Annotated in this window: 20 protein-coding genes; 3 read left to right on the top strand and 17 right to left on the bottom strand. The window is 41.7% G+C overall.

Annotated features, from left to right (window positions below):
- Nucleotides 1-59 precede the first annotated feature (59 nt).
- Nucleotides 60-1088 (top strand): M23 family metallopeptidase, encoded by a 1029-nt coding sequence (locus tag BT147_RS07870; RefSeq protein WP_072333277.1) that lies wholly within the window; start codon nucleotides 60-62, stop codon nucleotides 1086-1088.
- Nucleotides 1089-1151: 63 nt separating this feature from the next.
- Here the strand turns inward: BT147_RS07870 and BT147_RS07865 are convergent, their stop codons facing one another.
- Nucleotides 1152-1385, bottom strand: coding sequence for a glutaredoxin family protein (locus BT147_RS07865; protein WP_072333274.1), 234 nt, complete (start codon nucleotides 1383-1385; stop codon nucleotides 1152-1154).
- 83 nt (nucleotides 1386-1468) lie between these two features.
- On the opposite strand from BT147_RS07865, the gene BT147_RS07860 reads away from it, so the two are divergent.
- The gene (locus BT147_RS07860; protein WP_072333271.1) at nucleotides 1469-3232 is read left to right on the top strand and encodes a menaquinone biosynthesis decarboxylase; all 1764 of its coding nucleotides are present in this window, start codon (nucleotides 1469-1471) and stop codon (nucleotides 3230-3232) included.
- A 32-nt stretch (nucleotides 3233-3264) separates the two neighbouring features.
- Here the strand turns inward: BT147_RS07860 and yunB are convergent, their stop codons facing one another.
- From yunB to BT147_RS07780, 16 genes are all read right to left on the bottom strand, one after another.
- Nucleotides 3265-3984: a sporulation protein YunB gene (gene yunB / locus BT147_RS07855; protein ID WP_072333268.1), complete on the bottom strand. Its 720-nt coding sequence runs from the start codon at nucleotides 3982-3984 to the stop codon at nucleotides 3265-3267.
- Nucleotides 3985-4128: 144 nt separating this feature from the next.
- Nucleotides 4129-4707, bottom strand: a complete 579-nt coding sequence (locus tag BT147_RS07850; protein ID WP_072333265.1) for an isoprenylcysteine carboxyl methyltransferase family protein — start codon at nucleotides 4705-4707, stop codon at nucleotides 4129-4131.
- The gene (locus BT147_RS07845) at nucleotides 4704-5870 is read right to left on the bottom strand and encodes a type III polyketide synthase (protein WP_083426458.1); all 1167 of its coding nucleotides are present in this window, start codon (nucleotides 5868-5870) and stop codon (nucleotides 4704-4706) included. The genes BT147_RS07850 and BT147_RS07845 overlap by 4 nt, the downstream gene beginning before the upstream one ends.
- A 102-nt stretch (nucleotides 5871-5972) precedes the next feature.
- Complete coding sequence (locus tag BT147_RS07840) at nucleotides 5973-6671, bottom strand: response regulator (RefSeq protein ID WP_072333250.1); 699 nt, start codon at nucleotides 6669-6671, stop codon at nucleotides 5973-5975.
- A complete protein-coding gene (locus BT147_RS07835) occupies nucleotides 6649-7539 on the bottom strand; it encodes a sensor histidine kinase (RefSeq protein ID WP_072333247.1) in 891 nt (296 codons plus the stop codon). The genes BT147_RS07840 and BT147_RS07835 overlap by 23 nt, the downstream gene beginning before the upstream one ends.
- A 191-nt stretch (nucleotides 7540-7730) precedes the next feature.
- Complete coding sequence (locus BT147_RS07830) at nucleotides 7731-8012, bottom strand: hypothetical protein (RefSeq protein ID WP_072333244.1); 282 nt, start codon at nucleotides 8010-8012, stop codon at nucleotides 7731-7733.
- A gap of 37 nt (nucleotides 8013-8049) precedes the next feature.
- On the bottom strand, nucleotides 8050-10650 hold the full coding sequence (locus BT147_RS07825) for an ATP-binding protein (protein WP_072333240.1): 2601 nt from the start codon (nucleotides 10648-10650) through the stop codon (nucleotides 8050-8052).
- A 74-nt stretch (nucleotides 10651-10724) separates the two neighbouring features.
- The gene (locus BT147_RS07820) at nucleotides 10725-12293 is read right to left on the bottom strand and encodes a CD3337/EF1877 family mobilome membrane protein (RefSeq protein WP_072333237.1); all 1569 of its coding nucleotides are present in this window, start codon (nucleotides 12291-12293) and stop codon (nucleotides 10725-10727) included.
- A 154-nt stretch (nucleotides 12294-12447) separates the two neighbouring features.
- Nucleotides 12448-14958: an ATP-binding protein gene (locus tag BT147_RS07815; protein WP_083426457.1), complete on the bottom strand. Its 2511-nt coding sequence runs from the start codon at nucleotides 14956-14958 to the stop codon at nucleotides 12448-12450.
- Nucleotides 14930-15349: a conjugal transfer protein gene (locus BT147_RS07810; protein ID WP_072333230.1), complete on the bottom strand. Its 420-nt coding sequence runs from the start codon at nucleotides 15347-15349 to the stop codon at nucleotides 14930-14932. The genes BT147_RS07815 and BT147_RS07810 overlap by 29 nt, the downstream gene beginning before the upstream one ends.
- A 4-nt stretch (nucleotides 15350-15353) precedes the next feature.
- The gene (locus BT147_RS07805; protein ID WP_083426456.1) at nucleotides 15354-15623 is read right to left on the bottom strand and encodes a hypothetical protein; all 270 of its coding nucleotides are present in this window, start codon (nucleotides 15621-15623) and stop codon (nucleotides 15354-15356) included.
- Nucleotide 15624: 1 nt separating this feature from the next.
- Nucleotides 15625-16524: a conjugal transfer protein gene (locus BT147_RS07800; protein WP_072333227.1), complete on the bottom strand. Its 900-nt coding sequence runs from the start codon at nucleotides 16522-16524 to the stop codon at nucleotides 15625-15627.
- Between the two features lie 18 nt (nucleotides 16525-16542).
- Nucleotides 16543-17163: a class D sortase, LPxTATN-specific gene (srtD, locus tag BT147_RS07795; RefSeq protein ID WP_072333224.1), complete on the bottom strand. Its 621-nt coding sequence runs from the start codon at nucleotides 17161-17163 to the stop codon at nucleotides 16543-16545.
- Nucleotides 17160-17882, bottom strand: coding sequence for a hypothetical protein (locus BT147_RS07790; RefSeq protein WP_072333221.1), 723 nt, complete (start codon nucleotides 17880-17882; stop codon nucleotides 17160-17162). Before BT147_RS07790 ends, srtD begins: the two co-directional genes overlap by 4 nt.
- Before the next feature lie 331 nt (nucleotides 17883-18213).
- Nucleotides 18214-19356 (bottom strand): radical SAM/CxCxxxxC motif protein YfkAB, encoded by a 1143-nt coding sequence (gene yfkAB, locus BT147_RS07785; protein ID WP_072333218.1) that lies wholly within the window; start codon nucleotides 19354-19356, stop codon nucleotides 18214-18216.
- Nucleotides 19357-19432: 76 nt separating this feature from the next.
- Nucleotides 19433-21037: an ABC-F family ATP-binding cassette domain-containing protein gene (locus tag BT147_RS07780; protein ID WP_072333215.1), complete on the bottom strand. Its 1605-nt coding sequence runs from the start codon at nucleotides 21035-21037 to the stop codon at nucleotides 19433-19435.
- Between the two features lie 506 nt (nucleotides 21038-21543).
- Between BT147_RS07780 and BT147_RS15475 the strand changes: the two genes are divergently transcribed.
- Nucleotides 21544-22412, top strand: an 869-nt coding sequence (locus tag BT147_RS15475) for an alpha-helical endospore appendage domain-containing protein (protein ID WP_177239739.1), incomplete at its 3' end; no start/stop codon positions are given.

Raw genomic sequence — 22412 nt, 5'->3', positions numbered from 1 at the left:
TTTCAGCAAAAAATGACAGACTAACAAACAGAATAATGGCTTAGAAATGGGGTGGTAGAGTGAAGGAAACGACCGTAAACAAGAAGGTTGGTTCTCTATGTATTTGGCTCATCATTTTCTCTCTTCTTACTTATCCAACCGAAGGGTTTGCCTATAATACCAAACCTGAAAATGAAAAAAAGATCGCTCTCTTTCGTTCCATAGAATCCCTAACCGGACTACCTTGGGAGTATTTAGCTGCTATGGATCAATATGAGCAGAATATCCAAAAGAAAGATACCAAACCATTACCTAGTCGGATTACTTCTATCCAGATTCTCGATTCCAAATGGTCCGGATTGTCAAATCCAGACTTACATAGCTCAAACCCTACTAGTATTCACTTCTTTCAGGGGATGGGGCGAGATGGGGATGGGGATGGGATCGTCGATTCAGAAAACGATCAAGATGTACTCTATTCTGTGGCTATCTTTCTTAGTAGCTCTGGAAATAGTGAGGATCAGATTCGTGAACAACTTTGGAAATACTATCAACAACCTAGCGCAGTTGACGTTATTACCCATATCGCACGCCTCTATCAGAAGCATCAAACACTCCTATTGGATGCAAGCTCATTCCCCATCCCTCTACAGTATAACTATACATACAGGGGAACATGGGGAGCTAATCGGGGTTGGGGCGGCCGTCGAATCCATGAAGGAACCGATATATTCGCTGGATATGGAACCCCCGTTCTCAGTACTTGCTATGGATATGTGGAGTTAGTCGGGTGGAATGTTTTTGGTGGTTGGAGAATCGGCATTCGAGATGCAAAAAATCAATACCACTACTTCGCCCATCTGAAAGGGTTTCGGAAAGGGTTGAAGAAAGGAGACCTTGTCACCCCTGGAGAAGTCCTAGGGGCAGTCGGATCTTCTGGTTATGGTCCGCCCGGTACCTCTGGAAAATTTCCGCCTCATCTTCATTACGGGGTTTATAAGTTTAACGGAAGTCGTAATTACTCATTCGACCCCTTTCCTCTTCTAAAAAAGTGGGAGAAAGAGGCACGAATCAAGAAAAAATCCACTCAAAAGAAAAAGAAGCATTAGCATCAAACAGAGCCCACCCTTGTTAGTCGATCTAACTAAGGGTGGGCTCTGTCATATTACGCTTTAATACCTTCGCCCAAGCATCGATAAGATTGCATCAGGTTGTAAACCTGGAATCGCTTTTCCATTAATAACCGTAACAGGTACTCCAAGGAAGCCTAACCTTTTCACTTCATCAATATATTTAGGGTTCTTACTTAAGTCACGAACCACAAAATCAATTTGATAATCACGCAAGAAGCGCTTTAGCACATTACACTCTGGACAATGTGGTTTCGAATATACGATTACGCTCATATAAGAAACTCCTTTTCTCTCATATACTAATACTATATCATAGGTACTACATAGAAAAATCATGACAATCAGGAGAGATTCCATTGCATAAAAATCTTCGTTCCTTTTTGGATCAACTTCGTCAGGAGAGAGATCTTGTAGAGATTACAGCACCTGTCGATCCAAAACTTGAGCTTGCCGAAATCCATAGGCGGGTCATCGATGAAGAAGGACCTGCTTTATTATTTACGAATGTAAAAGGTAGTCAATTCCCTGTCGTCACCAATCTTTTTGGTACCATCCGTAGGGTTCATTTAGCATTTGGAACTCGTCCCGAGGAATTAATGAAAAAAGTGGTGGAACTTACCCATACGATGCTTCCTCCCACTCCATCAGCTCTCTGGAAAGAGCGAAAAGTCCTTCAAGATCTACTAAAAATCGGATTAAAAACCGTTTCCGAAAGCCAAGCCCCTGCTCTTGCTGCTAAGCAAATGCAGGTGGATCTAAACGAACTACCTGTACTTACCTCTTGGCAAGAAGACGGAGGTCCTTTTTTCACTTTACCACTCGTGTACACGGAGCATCCTGAAACGGGACAACATAACCTAGGAATGTATCGCATGCAAGTGTATAATGCGAATACTACAGGGATGCACTGGCAAATTCACAAAGGTGGTGGGTTCCATCACTTCGAAGCTGAAAAACGGGATCAAGATCTACCCGTTCGCATGTTCCTAGGTGGCCCTCCAGCATTAATTGCCTCTGCCATCGCTCCCGTTCCTGAATTTTTGCCTGAACTACTTCTTACTTCATTAATTGTAGGTGAAAAATTACCTGTTGTTCGTCCTGCAGATGGTAGCTATCCGATTATTGCCGAAGCCGAATTCGTACTCTCCGGATTAGTTACTGCCCATGAGCGCAGATTAGAAGGGCCATTTGGGGATCATTACGGATATTACTCATTAGCGCATGACTTCCCAGTCTTCCACATAAAATCTGTTCATCATCGTACCGATGCCATTTATCCAGCTACCATCGTTGGGAAACCGAAACAAGAAGACTATTATTTAGGGGACTTCCTCCAACGCCTTCTGTCTCCTGCATTCCCGATGGCTATGCCAGGTGTGCGTGATCTGTGGACATATGCGGAGACAGGTTTCCATCCATTAGCGGCTGCTGTTGTGCGAGAAAGCTATAAGCGCGAAGCTTTAGCCAATGCATTCCGCATCTTGGGTGAAGGACAGTTAACACTGACAAAATTCCTGATTGTCACGGATCAAGCTGTAGATCTAGGAAACTTTACTTCATTATTCGAATCCGTAATGGAGCGCTTTGACCCACGAACTGATTTGTTCATCTTTAATCACACTTCGATGGATACATTAGACTATACAGGCCGTCGTCTTAATCATGGAAGTAAGGCAGTCTTAGTTGGAACTGGAGACCCTGTTAGAAGCTTATCATCTGAGTATCACGGACCTGATATGAACGGAATCCATGATGTAGCTGTCTACTGCCGGGGAGCACTAGTACTCCAGGCAGATGCTTACGAGGCAAATCCAGATCTCCCTAATATCTTGCTGAAACATTATGGAGAACAGTTACAAGATTGGTGTTTCCTTTTCCTTGTAGACGACATAAAGGCGGCATCAGATCAGACTTCCTTCTTGTGGACAGCATTTACTCGATTTGATCCAGCATATGATATTTATGCCAAAGCGGAACTTGTCCGACACCATTCGAGCTATCAATGTCCGATCATCATTGATGCGCGAATGAAACCCGGATATCCAGATGAACTAGAGCCACTACCTGAAATTAAAGAATTAGTTGATACACGATGGAAAGAGTATTTTCCTTCTAGATAGTACTTTATTAGGATGAGCATCGATTTAATAAATCAATGCTCATTCTTTTTTTCGATAGGCGGTAGAGCAGGCTGGTTTCCAGTATGCTTACCATCTTCAGAGTTATAGTAGTAGCTTGGCACTTCACCTACTACCATGGTTTGTGCAATGGGATAGGAGGTAGTAAATTGAATCATATCTTTATTAAATGGAACAATGATTCCTAATTCAGTTTGCACCACCAGGTTCACTGTGATGAGAACCATATTGATCCCTTGTGCTTGTAGCTTTGGCTCCAGGCTGATTTTTGCAGATCCTTCCTGCCACATTCGCACAGGAATATCGGGCCCAAAATCTGCAAACATGGTAGATTGCATCACTTGACCTAAAGATATTTCGATCGGTTTATCCTTCAGGTGCGCCATCGATTTTTCAATCTCCTTCGCACTGTTTGTATATATTTTTGCTTGGGTGAGTGGTTCAAATTGAACCGAAACAATCCTGCCATCTTCGGCTTTTTGCACCTGTATGAGCTTATTTAACTCTTCTCCCATATGAACTTGCTGTTCAATCCCTTTTGTAATCGCAGCTTGGGCTTCCTTCTTCACTTCTGTAACGGCGATGTGCATAAGGACAGGATCAATATTTTGCTCCACCGTCCATAAGACAGGAATTAAAATGAGTAGTGCGATGATCACTATAGAAATCCATCTATTTCGTGCAAAACGAAATGAAATGTTCCAAGATTTACGCATCGGACGTCTACGAGGCATCATCCCCCACCTCTCTAACTACTTATTCAAACGATAAAATTCGATAATTATATATAGTGCCAAGACGTTCATTCTAGTACTGATTGAAAAAGGAGATAAAAAGCGGACCCATAATAATCGGTCCACTTCCTATCTCCTTTTGTATCAAGATGGCTCCTGATCCCAGCGGGAAAACAGGCCACCTGTATATTCCATTTCTTCTTCGTTTAAACTTAGGCTCACTTCTTTTAATGCTTGCTCTTCCATCGGAATACGTAGCAAGACGAGGACTAGTATATTAACAAATGTCATCACGATGCAGGTTACGTAGGCTCCAAAAAGAAGCGGAAACACTAAGAACTCCGTCACCACCGCTACATAGTTAGGATGCCTCATATATCGATAAGGACCTTTTCGTTCAATAGGTGTATTGGGTAGAACCCAGATCCTTGTATTCCAGAATCGTCCTAAAGAACGAATGGACCAATATCGTAAAGCTTGGACACCTATAAATAGGGTGAAAGGAATCCACCACCATGTAGGCGGGGTCGCACGATACAAAAACATTTCAACGAGGATCCCTAGGAAAAACAACACATGAACCCCTACTAGAAGAGGATAATGCTCTCTCCCTACTTCTTTTCCACCTTGTCGCCTCATCCATTCTCCATTTTGCTTGGCAATCCCCACTTCCCAAATCCTTTGGAACACAACCAGGGACCAGAGAATCAATGTCCATTTCATGTCAGTTCTACCTCCCAATCAGGAAGTTGTCTCTGGTATCGAGGGTTCGAGTGAGGGACATGATCTGGTTGTAGCAAGTGACTCTCTTGCGGAATAGGAAGCCATTCTACTAATAAAAACTCTGCGCTAAATCCAGGACCCATTGCGAGTAGCATACCTTTTTCCTGTGCTTGATGCTGATGTTGCAACTCATGTTGTAGGACAAACAGAACTGTTACCGAAGACATATTACCAAAATCACGTAGAATTTCGTATGCGGAGGCAAAGGATTCAGCAGGTAATCCTGTAATCTCCTCATATGCTTGTACTACTTTTTTGCCACCAGGATGCGCAATCCATCGTTGTACATCTTTGCATGTGAGGCCCTGAGTTTGCAGAAAGGATCGTAAAACGGGACCCACTTCTTTTTTGACCAGAGTAGGGATCTCCTTAGAAAAAACGACCTTTAGACCGTCATCTTCTAAGTCCCATCCCATTACATCTAAGGAGTCGGGGAAGACTTGACTCTGGGATGAATGGTAATGCAAATAGGTATCTTGGGGAACATGGATCGGCACTTCACTCCCTGTAACAAGCACTGCCGCCGCACCATCTGCGAATAGGGAGGTTGCGACGATATTGCTTTTGGAACGATCGTTCTTACGAAAAGTAAGCCCACATAGCTCCACTGCTACCAGCAGTATCTTCTCGTCTGGACACGCCCTTGCAAATTCCAAAGCTCGTGTTAAACCAACTACCCCACCTGCACAGCCTAATCCCCAAATGGGGGTTCTTTTGATATGTGGATTCATATTTAATCGATGAACGAGGTGTGCGTCAATACTAGGAGTCGCCAATCCTGTTGTCGATACAAATATTAAATGGTCGATTTCACGAATTTGATACCCACTCTGAGCCAGACATCTAAGAATTGCTTCTTCTCCCAATTGGCACGCCATCTCAATATAGATTTGATTTCGCTGTGCAAAGGTACGATCTTCTTGAAACCATTCTAACGGCTGACTCATTCTGCGTTGTTGGATAGCCGTATTTTCAAAGATAGATAAGTATCGATCAATGTGCTCCACGGAATCCGAAAAAGTATGTTCAACATAGGATTTTACGTCGGATTGTTTGAATACATGGGGAGGAACAGCAGTTCCTACAGCAACAATACGTGACACCTTATCCCTCCTCAAGTCGTTTTCTATACTATTCCCACTCAAATTGGAAACATGTAGAAAAAATAGAAATGATGAGGGAAAATATGTATGAATCGCATACGATCACATGTTATCTGCTTTCATCCCGTATCTACGTTCAGGTCGACCGATCGTTCCATATGCTAAATCTGCTCGTAGCCTCTCTGTAGAAACCAAATATTCGAGATAACGCCTTGCTGTTGTTCTACTCGCTCCTAGTTTTCGTCCTACTTGTTCAGCTGTCAATCCAGAATCTCCATTCCCTAACACAACTCGTTCCACTTTTTCGAGTGTCGTCGGGTCAATCCCTTTCGGAAGTGACATCGTATGAATTCCTCCTATTTCCTCGCGTACTCCCCGATGTATGAGATAATCCACTTCGTCTTGGCCCATCACTTTCATCGAATGAATGAACTGGATACGTTCTTTATATTTATCCAGGCTCTGTCTGAAACGATCCAACGTAATCGGCTTTACTAGATAATCAAAGACCCCTCCACGCAAAGCTTCTTGAACGGTCTCTGTTTCTCCAGTAGCTGTCATCATGATAATATCTATGTCTTTATAAGTCTTTCTGATATACCATACTAAATCGCTTCCTGATATATCTGGAAGATATACATCTAAAAGAACCAACTGTGGCTTCATCACTTCTAAATACTCTTTTGCTTCTTCCCCAGAACAGGCAATTGCTATTAATTTAAATCCTTTCATTTTCTCCAAAAAACGCCGATTAATCTCAGCAACTCGCCGATCATCCTCAATAATTAACACTTCTATCAAGTCTCACATCCCCTTTCAATGGTAGCGTAATGGCAAAGAGAGTCCCATCCCAATTCCCTCTTTCTACCAATACAGTGCCACCATGCTCCTCTACAATTTGTTTTACTTTCCACAATCCAAAGCCACGTTTTTCAGAACGTGTAATCGATTTTGTCGAGAATCCTTTTTCAAAGATAAACGGAAACATCTCATCTCTAATCCCAAAACCATTATCTTCTACTTCTAAAACCAATGTATCTTCTACACATTCCATAAAAATCCGTATTTTTCTTTCACCCTGCACCTTTTGCAATTCTTCCATTGCATTTAAGACCAAATTACCCAACAATGAGATAAATGATGTTATATTTAGAATATTGATATGTTCAGGAATATACGTAGCTGGATCAATCTGCAAAGCTACTTTCATTTCCTTTGCATGATTGTAATACCCAATTAAGATAGCAGATATTCTTTTATCTTTCACTTTTTTCGTCCATACTAATATCTGATCTTGATGAAGCTGCGATTCTTGTTGGATAAGAGATATAGCCTCGTCATATGATTGTAGCTGTATTAAACCAGAAATCGCATAAAGAGTATTTTGAAACTCGTGCGCTTTAGCCCTCATCGATTCCATATATTCATGAACTTGAGATAACTCCTTATGCAATTCATTATGAATACGCTTTTTTATGTACTTAGACAATTTGATCGTAGCAAACCATTCGATAGCCAAAATCCCCATGGGGACTCCGATTATCCATCCGATATCGATTTCCCTATGATCTCGGTACAGAAAGAAGATACCAACCAAGATCGCTAACATGTTTATCATACTAATCCAAAGTATTACCTTTGTCCGCAATGTCCAGCACCGATTCAGCACTAAACGGGTACCTCCTTCATGTAAGTTCAGTCTTCAAGAATGAAAAATATTTACATTATCTAAATAACAACATTCTATTAAATTTGCTTGGTAAACATTTTACCTCATATATCAAAAAAATAGCTATTATTTTGACCTCCAATTTACAAAAAAAATCAGAAGCCTATTGCAAGCTCCTGATTTTTATAATGCTAGCTCCATATTTTAAAGCGCATCAGCAAATAGCGAAATCCTCCTACCAGTCCCGCAAAGAGTAGAGCATCGATCAACGAAAACTGATCTGATGCCCATATCACCGTACATGCTGCCATCCCCCAACCAAGCGGAATGATAAAGGGTCTTATAAAATAACTCATGATACACAAAAAGATGATACTCATGACCGCCACTGCGTTCCCATACGCGAAGCCCATAAAGTAACTAATAAGAAAGATCTCAAGAAAAGGACCTATTGTTTTTATTAGCTGTTTCACTTCTCCATCACCCCAAACTGATGTCTGTTAAACAGAGTTAATCATGGATGTTGTAGTTTTCGGTCATATATTCAGCAATTTGGGGATCAATCTCTTCAATAGGGCGAGCTTCAGCAGACTGCCTCATTATTTCTAGCCCCCAATCTAATCCCCATCTCCTGGCAAACCCTAGTTCCTCCGTGCGGTGATCAGCTATTTTTCCATCTGGTAAATAAACAAATGGCGGATCATTTTCAACTATACATACTGTCGTATGGCTACGTTGATTTTTCTTTGTCCGTAAATAAACAGCGACATTTCGCTCCTGTAGTCGTTCTAAGAAGGTAGTTTTAACCAATCCACGCGTCAGGCTTTCTACTTCATCAGCCCCCTCGTGTTGGGCACAACTTAGAATCATTCCAATATTGCCCTTTATGGCCTGCATAAAATTCTCTTCATGAAATGAGTCAATATCTCTCGTAACCAGTCCGATTCCAAAATTATCCTTTGCATCCTCTGATAATAGAGCCGTCACAATAGGGATCTGAACGAGATGAGCTTCTTCCACTAACATAAGATGAAACCTAGCACTGTAGTCGCGTTGTTTGGAATACTGATGATAAAGATGAACGAGGTGTCCAACTGTCACTTTCACCTCATTGTCTTGCATACCATACAAATCAAAAAACACGAGATGGCCTTCATCCATGGCCTTCTTGTAAGCAAACAACGACTCTTTTTGTAGGAAGATTCTTCGCATAGTCGGATCTTGTAGTAGAGGATCAATTTGGGCCAAAATCGGTTCAATCTCCAAGTTCATCTGTTGATCAAATTTAGCCCAATATCTTTTTACATAAGGATCTTTTCCATTTTCAAGTACACTGTGACGAAACTTCTCATTGCGGAAGAAATCATCAATTCCCAGAACTGTGTGAGTCACATTGTCTTCTAGTAAACTATGAATTGCCATAGCTAATAAACGGCGTGTGCGGGCCTGTAGGTCACTTGGAATTTGTTCAAACAATAGAATGTCAGCAATCTGTTCCGACAACTCGTTAACCGGAATATCGGAAATGGGATGTAGTAAGTTAAGTCCTACTACATGAGTCGTATCGGTACTTAGGTTAAAATGGTGTATCTTTTCCTTTGGAATAGGGACCCCTGTTCCTTCTAAATAACGCAATCGATTTTCAATAATCGCAATAATTTCTCTAGCGGGATCAATAATGGTGAAACCAGGAGCTTCTGGATTTTGAATCCAATCATCGATCATCGATTGGATCATCTCAACTCCTGCGCTAGACTTGCCCATCCCACTCGCTCCTGTTAAAAGGAAGTTCCTACTAAGGTGTTCATGAGGAACCCTCACCTCTCGTGTATAGAGTGGGTGCTTCACTTTTCCAATCAATACCCCTTCCGTCCACTCACTTTCTGCTAAGGACCGTTGATTTTGAGAAATGTGTAGGAGCTTCCCCCTAGGATCTTCATCATTTGGCTCAGGATCTTGGTAAATAAAATGACTGCCAGGTGGTAAGTGAAATAAATTGGCCATCTCTTCTCCTGACCAAATCATGAAACTACCTGGTAGTGGTGTCGGAATCGGATTCACATCCGCCATCGGATTCCAACGAGATTGTAGCCAGAATCGAATCGCACCATCATAATTCATGGTCGTTGTAATCGATTCTGCAGTGGATCGAATCACGGAAACAGCTTGTGGTGAGTTTGACCAAATCGATAATCTCATTTTAAAAGGGAGCTCTCTCCCTGTTGTACGTTTTATGAGACTAATCTTCCTTTGCTTTTCTTCAGGGTCCAAATCACTCATTTTTTTATCTTTCAAATCATCATATGCACCTTCAAATCTCTTTTCAAAGCGACTCCATTTTACAGGGGAAAATTGAAGGTCGATAAAAGATCCTGGTCGTAAACAGTTTAATACATCTCCTAACATACTGGCCTTTTTCTGCTCGAGAGAGGCCAAAGGCAACCCCTTTCTTTTTCCCCATTGATCGGTAAAAATCCCTCCTACCCCACCCTTTGTAGGTTGTGGAAATTGGCTTGGTTTTAGATCATGAATCTCCGCATTGGGATACGTACCCCGAATGGTATCAATGACACTACTCTTTTTGTCGAGTGGAAATGAAAGATATATGCCGATCTCATTGCTGCCAAGTGGCATCGCAAATCGTAATCGGAACCAAGGGGGACCCCATAACACACGGTGACGGCGATGGCGATGCATCTCTCCAAAAGTACGAGTTAAGACTGTTATCTTTTCAACATCCAAAATCGTATCGTCGGAAGGCAAAATCCGAATATATCTGGCTTGCAGAAGGGCTTGTTGCCTGTAATAACGGTACAAAATATAACCTCCTACCGCCCACAATACTGCACCTATAGCCGCTACTAACAAACCCCAAAACAAAACTTGCAGTGCTATATCCCCGAGAGAGCCTGCTGTATCCACTACCACTTTTTTCGTCTCGTTTGCAACGGCCTGACCCGTTTTTCTTCCTTCTAGCGTTTCTTCCAGATAAGGCCAAACTTGTACTAAGAGCAAAAGAACGCCTACTGGTATGACCATATAGAACAATACAAGCCTAGGAATTCCTTTGAGCTGATCATCGCCGCCTTTAGGCTCTTTTAGCCAACTCATACCACGTAATCCCACCTTTTTTGAATCAACTATCACATTGATCCATAATCTTCTGGAGACAAAAGATTCTACCACTATTTACGTCGAATTTTTCCAAGTCTAGTAGAAGTGTTTGAAGCATACTGATTGATCTTATTTAGCATATTGCGCAAGCCAGGGTCCGCAATTCCCTTGTCGGGCTTCCCAGAAAACGTTGTATTTAATACTCCATACAACTCTTTTCTTTTCCACATAACTCCCACCACTAAAATCAACTGCATAATGATGGTCCATGAATATCCATAATCCTTAGGCGGAGTCAGGCGATAGAGGAAATTCGAGATCGTAAGCAAGATACTTAAAAAGACGCCTAATATGATTTTGATTAATTGATATCCTAAAAATGTTTTTAACCAATTGACCGCAATACTTGACCATGCAGGATAGAGTGCCAGTAGTAACGCGATCGGAGCAAATAGAGCAAAAATGATAAAGAAAAATTGATAGAGAATAACTGCCCCTGCTGTTAAAAAGAACACAATACCTATTACAAAGTGAGTAATTCCGAGCAACAATAGAATGCTTAGTCGTTGGAAAGTGCCTTTGGTTGTCATCATGATATTAGGAGGATTTCCATCTGTCCCGAGCACTTCTTGTTTAACAACTTGTTTCCTGGCTTCGCTACCAGGCTTTTGGCTTAGTAACTTCTTCGCCCTAGCATAGTTAACAGCGTCGGAGCCGTCCACATTGCCATATTGAAGCATCAAATAGGGTTCATAAATGAGTAGGTGATACACTTGATCTGCTAAGCGAAACGGATAGGTAACTGGAGAAGCTTTTACTTCATTCGAGTTTTGTGGTTTTCCAGCACCATTTCGAATCCCATCTACTACATCATCCTCAGAACTCCCTCCATTGGTTCCCACGTCACCTAGATTCAATGAAATCCCCATCAACTCCGTACTGATCCCACTGCTAATCGCATTTAGATCCTTCATAATCCCACCAGCATTCGCAAAGAAGGCCAACGATGCCATGAAGATTACCATCATCGTAATAATGCTTGAAACCGCATTTGTCTGGTCCCGTTTATATAAGCCTCTATAAGCAAACCAAGCTCCTGAAATGACGATTACAAATAAGATAAATCCTCCCCATAACCCTTTGCCCGATATGATAGTAGTTCCATTAAAGCCAGCAAACTGTTGAATCGTTTTCTCAACTGTTTCTGCAAACTCATTTACAATATCTAATGAAAATGCGCTCTGGATGGCAGAAATGACTGTAAAATCCCAACTAAGGATTACCTGCCAGATCGTGTTATCTAGTTGATACAAGGTGTAATGCCCGATATTTTCAGCTTTTTCAGCTATATCCCACCAGTTTTGTCCATCCGCCTCAAACTCCAAAGTATACCGGCTCGAGTCATATCTGGCATAGTTTACTTCATAACCTGCTTCTTTTGATTTCTGTATCTTTTCTTCCGGAAATCTTGTAAAAACATCAAACAACATATTGTTGCCTTCTGCACTTTGTGTTTGAGCTTCCCCTGCAGCTGTGGAACTTTCTTGCCCTGTCTCTTCTGCATAGACTAGATCGCGGCTACAGATGAGGCAGATAAACAGAAGGATGAAGCTCATGGGTAGCCATCTTTTTTTGTTCATCCACTCTTCTCCTTTTTTCTTTTCCCGCTACGAAAAACTTTACAAAACTCCATAAAGAGCCAAGTTTTCTTCCTGGTTTGACGTGTTCTGCCTCGTAGCCCACAGACGTAAATTCCCAACATACGTACATATATACCTAGAAATGATACGAATATTAGGAAGTACCTGTCCGCCGAGTGATCCGCTCAATGGTAATTCCTGTTTGCTTCTTCTTATTTGAGCCCGGTCTGGTATCGAATGCATGAAAAATTCGTTCCTCTACTATTTGAATCTCTAATTCATTGACACATTTTTCAAGATCAGATAGCAAGCACATTCCTGTTGGTAGATTACGAATTCTCTCCACGTTGTACTCATTTGCCTCGATGCCTAAGATATCGCAAGCTGCTTCCGCTTCTCGCTGGTCACGACATCGAAAGACAAATCGACATCCTAAATTAGATCGGATCTCTTCCCCTAGTAAATCCTTAGCATTCTGGCTAATCAGGTATATAGCGGCATTTTTGCTTCTACCTGTACGAACCAGCTCCTCTAAAATCGCTCTGCCTTCACGAACCTTCGCTAATCTCCACGATTCGTCAAATAGAACAAGTTTAAAGCCATCACCTGTCTGATGAGAGAATCTCCGCGAGAAATCTGAAATTGCCATCAATAAGGCAATTCCCATACGTCCAAAATCCGTTTGACTCTCTTCTGGTAGCTGTAGATCTTCAATCTGCAAGATGGTTAGTGGCTTCGATAAATCGATTGCCTCTTGACTACCATCACCAAACAAAAGCTGTCCTTGGCCCGATGTCGCTAAATATTGAAGAACATCTACCATCTCTCCTAAACTCTCTTGCCGCTTCTCTGGTGCTAGTTTATTCGACTCGATCAAAGCTTCAAGCACCGCAGTCATCGATGGCTTGGGATCATTTTGTACAACGTAGTCTACCGCTTTTCCGATCGAAATCGCTTCATAGGTGCCATCAGCCGCTCTCGATAAAAATTGGAGAATTCGTTTGGCTGTTTCAGCCGATGCAGTTAACTCGGTTGGATTATGGGCTCCCGATAACGGGTCTAATTTTCCTCGATCCTCCATGCTCGCTCGTAGTGTAACCACACGGGAGATTGGCTTTAATTCAGGTAATAACTCTGGCCAGTAACCACGCTCATCTTTGGGATCAAAAATAAGTACTTTTGATCCATTTAAAAGTGCTTGGTAAGCCAATAAGTTTGCCCCTAGTGACTTCCCAGCTCCAAGTGATCCAATAAAAGCTGCTGAAGCAGTCGTACTTAGCCTAGGATCTTTAGGCCCACGATCATGCTGGAAGAACACTGGTAGGTTTTGTGACATCCCGATAAAATGACCCAGACCATCCCCCAATTGGCGGGTTGCACCAAACATCCCTGCCGCTACAGCAGTAGGGTCCATATGATGAATATAATCCGTGATGTAACGCTTAGAACCTGGTAAAAATTCATTAAATGCCCGCCACTGGTCTCCGTAGGGAACTTCAATTTGAACCATCATGTCGCTATACAAATCTTTAATTAATTGAATTCTCATATGTAACTCTTCAATCGTTGTAGCAGAAACACATAGTACAATGGATGTCGTTAATAGTGGAAACTTGTCCGTTCGTAGATTGTTCTCTAACTCTAGCGCTTCTTGTCGACTGTTTAAAATATGAAAAGAAGTATCTTCTCCACTTTCAGACGCATGCTCATCTTCTGCTTTTAGCTCTTTTTTCTTATTTTGAACTTGAGCTAATGCCTTACTATACTCAATGGTTTCAGTTCTAACGGAGGCTTCAACAGGAAACGAAAGTTTTTGTAACTGATACAACCACTCAATCCCAGGGAACGGTGCTTTATCTGGAATATGGGAAATGGTCAAAAACGCCATGTATCCTTTTCGAGAAACCCCTTGAACAAATTGCTCTACTTCCAAGCGACGCCCCGCAATAGCAGTAAAAGATCCTTCTGCTAAAGTTAGTACATCACGTCCAGGACGAAGTGCTTTTTTTCCTTGTATGTGAACAGGAGTCGCTTCTGGTTTCCAATTTTTTCTTTTTGGAGTCCTAGCTATTCCTCGGTAAAAACTACGTCTAATCAACCACTCAAAGTCTTCAGTTGCCACTCTTCGCACACGAAAACAGCTATTGATTCGAGAGTAAAACAACTCTTCCTGGGTCCGGTACGTTTGGATCTCTTCTTCAAAAATTTCAGGAATTTCCGTTCCCGAACGAGCTAACAAATACCGCTTAAAATCCTTCCATACATATGCAAGATCTGCAAGAATAGAACCATTTTTCACTTGGCTTTCCTTTAGCTTGATTCCTAAATAAAAGCGGTGTGAATGTACACCCTTCCCCGATAAGTGGTCCATGCTAGCCTCAATAAATCCAGCCCCCTCCTTCCCGAGATCAGGAGATAGCTGACTATATAGCTCCGATCGATGCTCTTCTAAGCTGTGAAATTCAGGGACGACAAGTGCATGTGTATCAGCTTGTATATTCCAGTAGAGGGTTTCCAGATTCCCAAGAAGATCCAACTGCTCATCCACCGAGCGAAAATCATAATTAAAGGGTTGCAACTCATAGTAAGCAGAGACGGTTCCATCTATGCCAAAAATAAGATTCTGCTCAAAGTATTTAATCGGAAAGGGAATGTTTGGCATCATCCGTCACCTCCTCATGTCTGCGATATACAACCGTACCTGTATAGTGATAACTAGCCTTTTTATCAACCGGAATTTCTTGATATCTAGCAAAGTACTTTGGCTGTGAACGGTACTCGAGAAAGCGAATCAAAAATCGGTGGGGTGCTTTACCATCTAGTGTTTTTCTTGTAAAAAACCATGCTACTAAGAGCGGGATGCCGATAAACTTAATTAGATAATAATCCACCCAACTAAACGGTGGAATTTCGTTTAGCAGAAACATAAGGAATAAAGTTCCTGCAAAAAATGCTAACTGACGATACGAAACGGGAATAGGTAATTGAATTCCTTGGATGGAATAGACGGTCTTCTCAATACGAAAAACCTGGTTGTAAACTCGTATTTGTTTCATGGCATCACTTCAAAAACGCTTCAAATAGCCATGAAAACCCATTTTCACCCAAAGATTGCACCAATTCTGGTTTGAAAACAAATACGCTGACAAACATGGCAAACAAAGCAAATCCTAAGAAAGCGGTAAACGCACGCTTCCAAAATAGAGTCACACTTACAAAAATAACGATTAGTAAAAAAACAGACCCGATCTCTGCGCCTAAAGATTTCTCTAATTTAGCAGCAGGAGTATCAGCTAAAAAAATAGCGAATGGATATAAAAAATCATTCATATTATCTCACCCCTTGCTTCATATTGGTTACATAGAAGCGGTCGCCTTCCTTTACTACTGATAGCGAGTATTGATAGGATAGCTGGCCCCCACTAGGTAAGTCAGTAAACGATACATCACACTTCACTTCTAGTTTTCCTTGATTCTTGGTAACTGCCACATTTTTTACATCGGATAAACCGACTAGCCCGGCCAATCCCTTTGAAATAACATCCTTTTCTTTTTCATAATAGCCAATTTCATTCTCTGTCCCAGTAGTATATACCTTCCAAAACGACTTTAAGAAATTCTCGATCTGGACTCGCTCTGCATCCGAAACAGCCTCTCCCGGTTCCGTTTTTATCTCAGGAAGTTCGATTTTAGAGGGAACTGGTGGTGCCATTAAATAAGGCTTATCTACCACTACAAAAGACTCACCTGATCTCTGAATCGTAACAGCTAGATAACGAATCGCCCTACGCTGATCACTTTCGTTTTTCGCATGGGTTAGTACAGTATCTACTGTAACGTATACCTTTTTCATTCCACCTTCGCCATCTTCTATTTTCCAAATTCCAACTGAACGAGGGAATGAATTATAAGTTGCATTTTTCATATCGATCCCCGCTTGTGGATCTACCGTGGAATGCAAATAAGGCTTCAATCGGCTCGCTCGAATAGTTTCATTTCCTTGATTCCATGTGAAATATTCCCTTACAAATTGATCCACAAAAGCCGTTTCACTCAAAACGTCCCCTAGCCCACTGGTCAGTACTTGTTGTTTTGCCGCTGTTACTGTTCTTGGACTTGAAGGTACAATTCCAAATTGGATTAACCATACAGCTGTTGTACTAACTGCCGTGTAGATCAATAACAGCCAAAATCCAAATATCGCAAATTTCCGCTTCGCTAGTTGTGACATTGTCTTCCTCCTACTAAATTAATCCGAATTGGTCAATCGCGTCGTTAAATGGGCTTCAATGATATACCGTTCTGGGGCAGGACCAATATATGAAAACGGATAACACGTAGTAAGAGTGAGGACAGGCTTTTCTCTTGGAACGATTACGGTTCGATCGAGTGCATCTGTCGTCCACATCTTCTGAATCACATAGACAAATGTCTCACGAACTGTGACGACGCGTAATTCGTCACCCAGTTGCATTTTCCCCATTTGTCTGAAAACGGTGTCACGGTGGCCAGACAATACGGCATTATCAGGTTCACCGGGTAAGACACTTTTTGAATAGTGACCTACTCCCCGTTCAAGTTCATCTTCATTTGTACCTTCTACAATAGGCATCTTAGCTTCTAAACGAGGGATGACTAAATCTGCAAAATGCTCTCCCTTTTTAGGCCGCTCTGCAACAGGTACGATACGCCATAAAACATCTTCCGATTTTTCTACATCCCCCTTCTCTGCTTGCAGGGAAGGGGGATGTGTTTGATTCGCTGTTTTCTCTACTACTTGTAATTGAAGAATGTAATTCATACCTGAATAGCTTGCATAGCCAATCCCAACTGTTAAAAAAAAGATAGCTAGCCACCGATCCCATTTCACTGTGACTGAGTCCTTCTTGTATAAACTAGATACCAACCAGCCATTAAAGCTGTTGCGATCCCCACCATTACGCCTTCCACATCATGCCCAGCTGTTTGTGGGAGCATTCCACCTTGTTCCGTTTTAGCTAAAGGAACACTCGTATTTACAGCAGAAGCTGAGGTAGAAACTTGTTTTGCAACTTCTGAGGATGCAGGTAGTTGCTTCGGTTGTTTAGATATCGCATTTTGTTTTTTCTCTTCTTTTTTGGAATAAGAGTTAATTTTTTCCTTGTTAAAGCTAGCTAAGGGGGCATTTTCCTTCGTTTTCGATTCGGTGATAGAACGTTCAACTTTCTTTTCGTAAGCTGGAGCCGTTTGGTTCTGTGCAGGTGGTAAGGAAGGTGTGACAGGAAGAATCTCCTTCGAATCAGCATTTGGCCCAGAATCTCTTGGAGTTGTATTCCTTTCAAATGTGGAAATGTTAGGCTTCACTTCTACTTGCTGAGAAGGCTTCGTACTCCATGGCACTTGATCAATCTCTCCATCATCCATTGATAGAGATCCTTTAGCAAGGGCACTGCCCGCCCCCATAGTCAATCCCGTAGCTACACAAAGAACTAACAATGTAGTAAGGGATATCTGTCTTTTGGGAGGAGATAGCGTAGTGGGCTCCAATAATCGATTTTTATCCTTATTAATTTGGAACATTCCCAAAAATAACTTCGGATCTTTATCCATCATTTAACCTCCTTCTAGTTGAACCAACAAAAGTACATCATTTTCACATTTTTCACCACAGCACAATTTCTAGTTCTTTCCTTATCTTATTACAAATTAACTGTCTTTTTCAACAACTTTTCATATTTTTTGTAGTTTATCGACAACTCCTGTAACGCTTTACAACAATGGGATTGAGGCTTCGAAAAATGTAGAATATTGCTATCTTACCTCCTTTCTATTAATGAAAAATGGATATTACTTTGGCGGAAGATTATTTTTTGTTTGGACATAAAGAAACACTCTTTACATACATATGCTTCCATATCTGTAAAGAGTGTTTCGGTGTCAACTATACAATTTTCACTAATCCTTCGGCACTTCGCTTTGTAAAATCCCAGTTATCATAATAAGCATTCGCCACTAGGATATTAGGGCCTGTACACTTTGCCTGTTCGCAGTAACAATGATACTTTTTGGCTAATGGATGTTGTAACCATCGTTCAAAGATATCTGATAATCGATCGTGGTGAATGTTTCCTAATGATGGAACGTCTCCAAAGTCTGTTACAATGATATCTCCCGTAAAACCATTTACATTTAGACGGTTTCGTCCATCGGGATCTTGACGAACTGTGACATTGGGGGCATGGTGCAACTGTGTGTAAAGGGCACGATGTTCCCGATCATCACTACATGGGAAAAAGGGAAGAGTTCCAAATAAGATCCATGTATTCGGGTCACGAACCGCTAGTAGACGATGAATGGCTTCTTCATACTGCGCTAATGAGATCAGATCCGCATGACGAGCAAAGTCGCTCGGATAAAGAGGATGAACCTCATGACGTGCACATCCCATCTCAACCAGATCGTGATGCATTTGATCTATAAATTGAGAGGTAAATGGACTTAATAAGGACTCCCCTGAGACAAATACCCCCGCTTTGGCCAACGCCCGTGAGTTTTCTTTCATTCTCTCAAACAGGGTTTCAGCCGCTTTTATATCCACTTCCCTACCCATTTTTGCAAAGACAATCCGGTGAAAATCTTGAACATCTCGATAGTTATATGAAATATGAAGAATATCTAAATCCTCAATCCAATTTTCATAGCGCGAAAGAGGTAGAGTGAGGTTGGAGTTTAACTGTGTATAAATCCCTCTCGATTTTGCATACTTCAATAACGGTTGAATGGTTTCTTTGACCACCTTCGAACTCACGATTGGCTCCCCGCCTGTAATACTGATCGTTTGTAATGAATCAATCTCGTCCAGCCTCCGGATTAACATCTCAACTGGAATCGCAGCTCCTTCTCTTTCAACCAACTCTTCTCCCACAGCACAATGCTCACATCGTAAATTGCATAAATTCGTTACGGTAAATTCGATACTCGTTAGCTCATAACGCCCCTTGACCTGACGCGTCTGCCACGCATCCCAAGGGTCAAAATGAGGCGAAATTCGGCTTTTAATTGGAAAGTTCTCATGCTGTTCCATCGGCTTCCCCCACTTTTTTCTAACTCAACATGAAAAACCAGCCCTCAGTTAAGCTGGTTTCCCACAAGTTGGTATCTTATTTTTTGCCTTCTGCGATCTTCATTTCTACATACTCATCATAAGTCATCTGTTTATCGAAAATCGTACCATCTGGTCTCACTTCAATAATACGATTCGCGATGGTTTGAACAAACTCATGGTCATGAGAGATAAATAAGATGGTTCCTTGGTAATTGATCAGGCCTTTATTAAGTGCGGTAATTGATTCCAAATCCAAATGGTTGGTTGGATCATCCATCAATAAAACATTACCACCTTTTAGCATCATCCGTGAGAGCATACAACGGACCTTTTCTCCCCCTGATAGAACACTTGGCTTTTTCAACACTTCGTCGCCCGAGAACAACATTCGACCGAGGAATCCGCGCAGATAGGTCTCTGTCTGATCTTTCGAGAAAGGACGCAACCAATCGACAAGAGATTCCTCATTTCCCTGGAAATAATTCGACACATCTTTCGGGAAATAAGCTTGGGTGGTCGTAATTCCCCATGTGTACTCTCCAGCATCCGGTTCCATCTCGCCCGCTAGAATCTCTAATAAGGCTGATTTTCCTACCTCATTCGTACCAACGATAGCGATTTTATCTCCTTTATTGACTGTAAAGCGTACATCTTTCAATGCTTGCTCACCATCAATCGACTTACTTAGACCCTCTACACGTACTAAATCATTCCCCGCCTCACGCTCTTGTTCAAAATGAATAAAAGGATAACGGCGAGAGGAAGGTTTGATATCTTCTAAGTTCAGCTTATCAAGCATTTTCTTCCGTGATGTAGCTTGCTTTGCTTTTGATTTATTGGAGCTAAAACGGGCAATAAAGTTTTCAAGGTCCTTTTTCTTTTCTTCTGCCTTTTTATTCTTCTCTTTAGCTAGTGATAATGCCAATTGACTAGACTCATACCAAAAATCATAGTTACCCACGTACAGTTTGATCTCGGCAAAATCAATATCGACTGTATGAGTACAAACCACATTTAAAAAGTGACGGTCATGACTTACTACAATAACGGTATTCTCAAAATTAAGAAGAAAATCTTCTAACCAACGAATGGCCTCTAAGTCCAAGTGGTTAGTAGGCTCATCGAGCAGTAAGATATCCGGTTTACCAAAAAGTGCTTGGGCTAACAACACTTTCACTTTTTGACCACCGTCTAATTCGCTCATCTTCTTATAATGGAGATCATCAGGGACTCCAAGTCCAGATAATAAGATAGCAGCGTTTGACTCTGCTTCCCAGCCATTTAACTCGGCAAATTCACCTTCTAATTCAGCCGCACGCATGCCATCTTCCTCGGAGAAGTCAGCTTTTGCATAAAGAGCATCTTTTTCGCGGGTAATCTCAGCTAAGCGCGCATGCCCCATAATAACGGTTTGCAACACTTCAAACTCTTCGTATTGGAAGTGATCTTGTTTTAAAACAGCAAGCCTTTCCCCGGGAGTTATGATGACATCCCCCGTATTCGGTTCAATTTCACCAGCTAAAATCTTCAAGAAAGTAGATTTTCCAGCACCGTTGGCTCCGATTACTCCATAGCAGTTGCCTGGAACAAACTTAACATTTACATCTTCAAAAAGCTTCCGTCCGCCAAAACGTAAGCCTACATTTTGCACCGTGATCATATCGCTAAATTCCTCCGTAACATCAAAATGATTCCAGTCTATTGTACCATGTTTCCGACTTAACTCAATATTGGACAGGTGAACAGACCTCTTCTATATAAATGGAACGAACTTCATTTGCAGAGAATCTGTTTCTGTATGTCATATTTATCACCGTAACATTACACTTACATTACAAATAGACGAAACATAAGACAGGTTCACCTTTACCATGTAGAATACAATTACCAAACCAAAACGGACGAAATTTTTAGGAGGAAACAGCGATGAGAGAAATGACTGGCTTATTAAACGGACTTTTACTAAGTATTCCAATGTGGAGCCTGATCGTTCTAGCTGTTCATTTCCTTTTCTAGTAAATATAGAAAGAATAAATCCGATAAAAAACTCATCTACAGTAGATGAGTTTTTTTTATGGGCAAAAAAATATGAACACATTGCACATTGCTGGGCACTTACGAATAGTCTGGTAAGAACAAATAGACGATGCTTAGTGAGGTGTGGAGATGTCTCAAGCCAATATCCCTAATATTAGCCCTACTATCTCGATTAATCGAGACAATGCAATCAACCTACTATTAGCCTCAATTGCAATGGAGGAGATAGGGCTTAGTCATATTATTAATACTGAGGGTGAGAAAATACAGTATGTTTTAGAATCCTTGCCAGGAGTCACTTCTCCCCACCCTCCTACCATTAGTGACGTACTTTTAATTAATAAAAGTGTTCGCGATATGATTCGTGAATTAGCGAAAAAGGAATGGGTTCTGCTAGAGAAGTTAGAAAGTGTTCTCAGTATAGCGAGCACCCCAGAGACCAGATTCAGTATATCCAGCACCACCACAAGCACTATAGAACATTTCGAGTCAACAAAGCCGACCTTATCCATAGAAGCGATCGAACCATTTACAATAGATAGCACACCGATTCAAAAATCGATAAATTCTGATGAAGAAGAAATTGTTTTCATTTCTTCCACTCATTCAAGTCTTGAAACAAACACAACGAGAGAAGCCATTATCAACGGAACAACAGACGCGGCAGAAGAAACGGGCGATGCAATGCCAGAGTCAACAGGCATAGAGAAGGCGCAAAAGCTCGTAGGAACAGCGAAGATACCAGAAGCTATAAGACCCATCTGGAAAAGGCTAGTCAGACCGAAGAAGGTATCGAGTGTAGCAGCGCTAAACAGAGACCAAGGATTGGCGAGCGAAATCGGACCGACGAAAGACGTGAGAACTCTAGGGGACTCTGGCTTGCCGAAACACCCAGAGCCTGCGGGAAAAACGGGCTCGCAGGGTATCACAGGAGATACGGGACCCCAAGGACCGGCTGGCTCTCCCGGAAACACAGGGGATACAGGGCCTCAAGGGCC

It is taken from the genome of Thermoactinomyces sp. DSM 45891 (assembly GCF_900119485.1).
Classification (GTDB): Bacteria; Bacillota; Bacilli; order Thermoactinomycetales; family Thermoactinomycetaceae; genus Baia.
The sequence above is the reverse complement of the archived record's forward strand: the minus strand, read 5'-3'. Positions and strand labels throughout refer to the sequence as shown.

Excerpts from the sequence above, each read along its gene's own strand:
- BT147_RS07825 (WP_072333240.1), bottom strand. The coding sequence starts at position 10,650 with ATGAGTTGGCTAAAAGAGCCTAAAGGCGGCGATGATCAGCTCAAAGGA.
- BT147_RS07790 (WP_072333221.1), bottom strand. The coding sequence starts at position 17,882 with ATGGATAAAGATCCGAAGTTATTTTTGGGAATGTTCCAAATTAATAAG.
- BT147_RS07780 (WP_072333215.1), bottom strand. The coding sequence starts at position 21,037 with ATGATCACGGTGCAAAATGTAGGCTTACGTTTTGGCGGACGGAAGCTT.
- BT147_RS07850 (WP_072333265.1), bottom strand. The coding sequence starts at position 4,707 with ATGAAATGGACATTGATTCTCTGGTCCCTGGTTGTGTTCCAAAGGATT.
- yunB (WP_072333268.1), bottom strand. The coding sequence starts at position 3,984 with ATGCCTCGTAGACGTCCGATGCGTAAATCTTGGAACATTTCATTTCGT.
- BT147_RS07815 (WP_083426457.1), bottom strand. The coding sequence starts at position 14,958 with ATGATGCCAAACATTCCCTTTCCGATTAAATACTTTGAGCAGAATCTT.
- yfkAB (WP_072333218.1), bottom strand. The coding sequence starts at position 19,356 with ATGGAACAGCATGAGAACTTTCCAATTAAAAGCCGAATTTCGCCTCAT.
- BT147_RS07800 (WP_072333227.1), bottom strand. The coding sequence starts at position 16,524 with ATGTCACAACTAGCGAAGCGGAAATTTGCGATATTTGGATTTTGGCTG.
- BT147_RS07805 (WP_083426456.1), bottom strand. The coding sequence starts at position 15,623 with ATGAATGATTTTTTATATCCATTCGCTATTTTTTTAGCTGATACTCCT.
- BT147_RS07865 (WP_072333274.1), bottom strand. The coding sequence starts at position 1,385 with ATGAGCGTAATCGTATATTCGAAACCACATTGTCCAGAGTGTAATGTG.
- BT147_RS07810 (WP_072333230.1), bottom strand. The coding sequence starts at position 15,349 with ATGAAACAAATACGAGTTTACAACCAGGTTTTTCGTATTGAGAAGACC.
- BT147_RS07820 (WP_072333237.1), bottom strand. The coding sequence starts at position 12,293 with ATGAACAAAAAAAGATGGCTACCCATGAGCTTCATCCTTCTGTTTATC.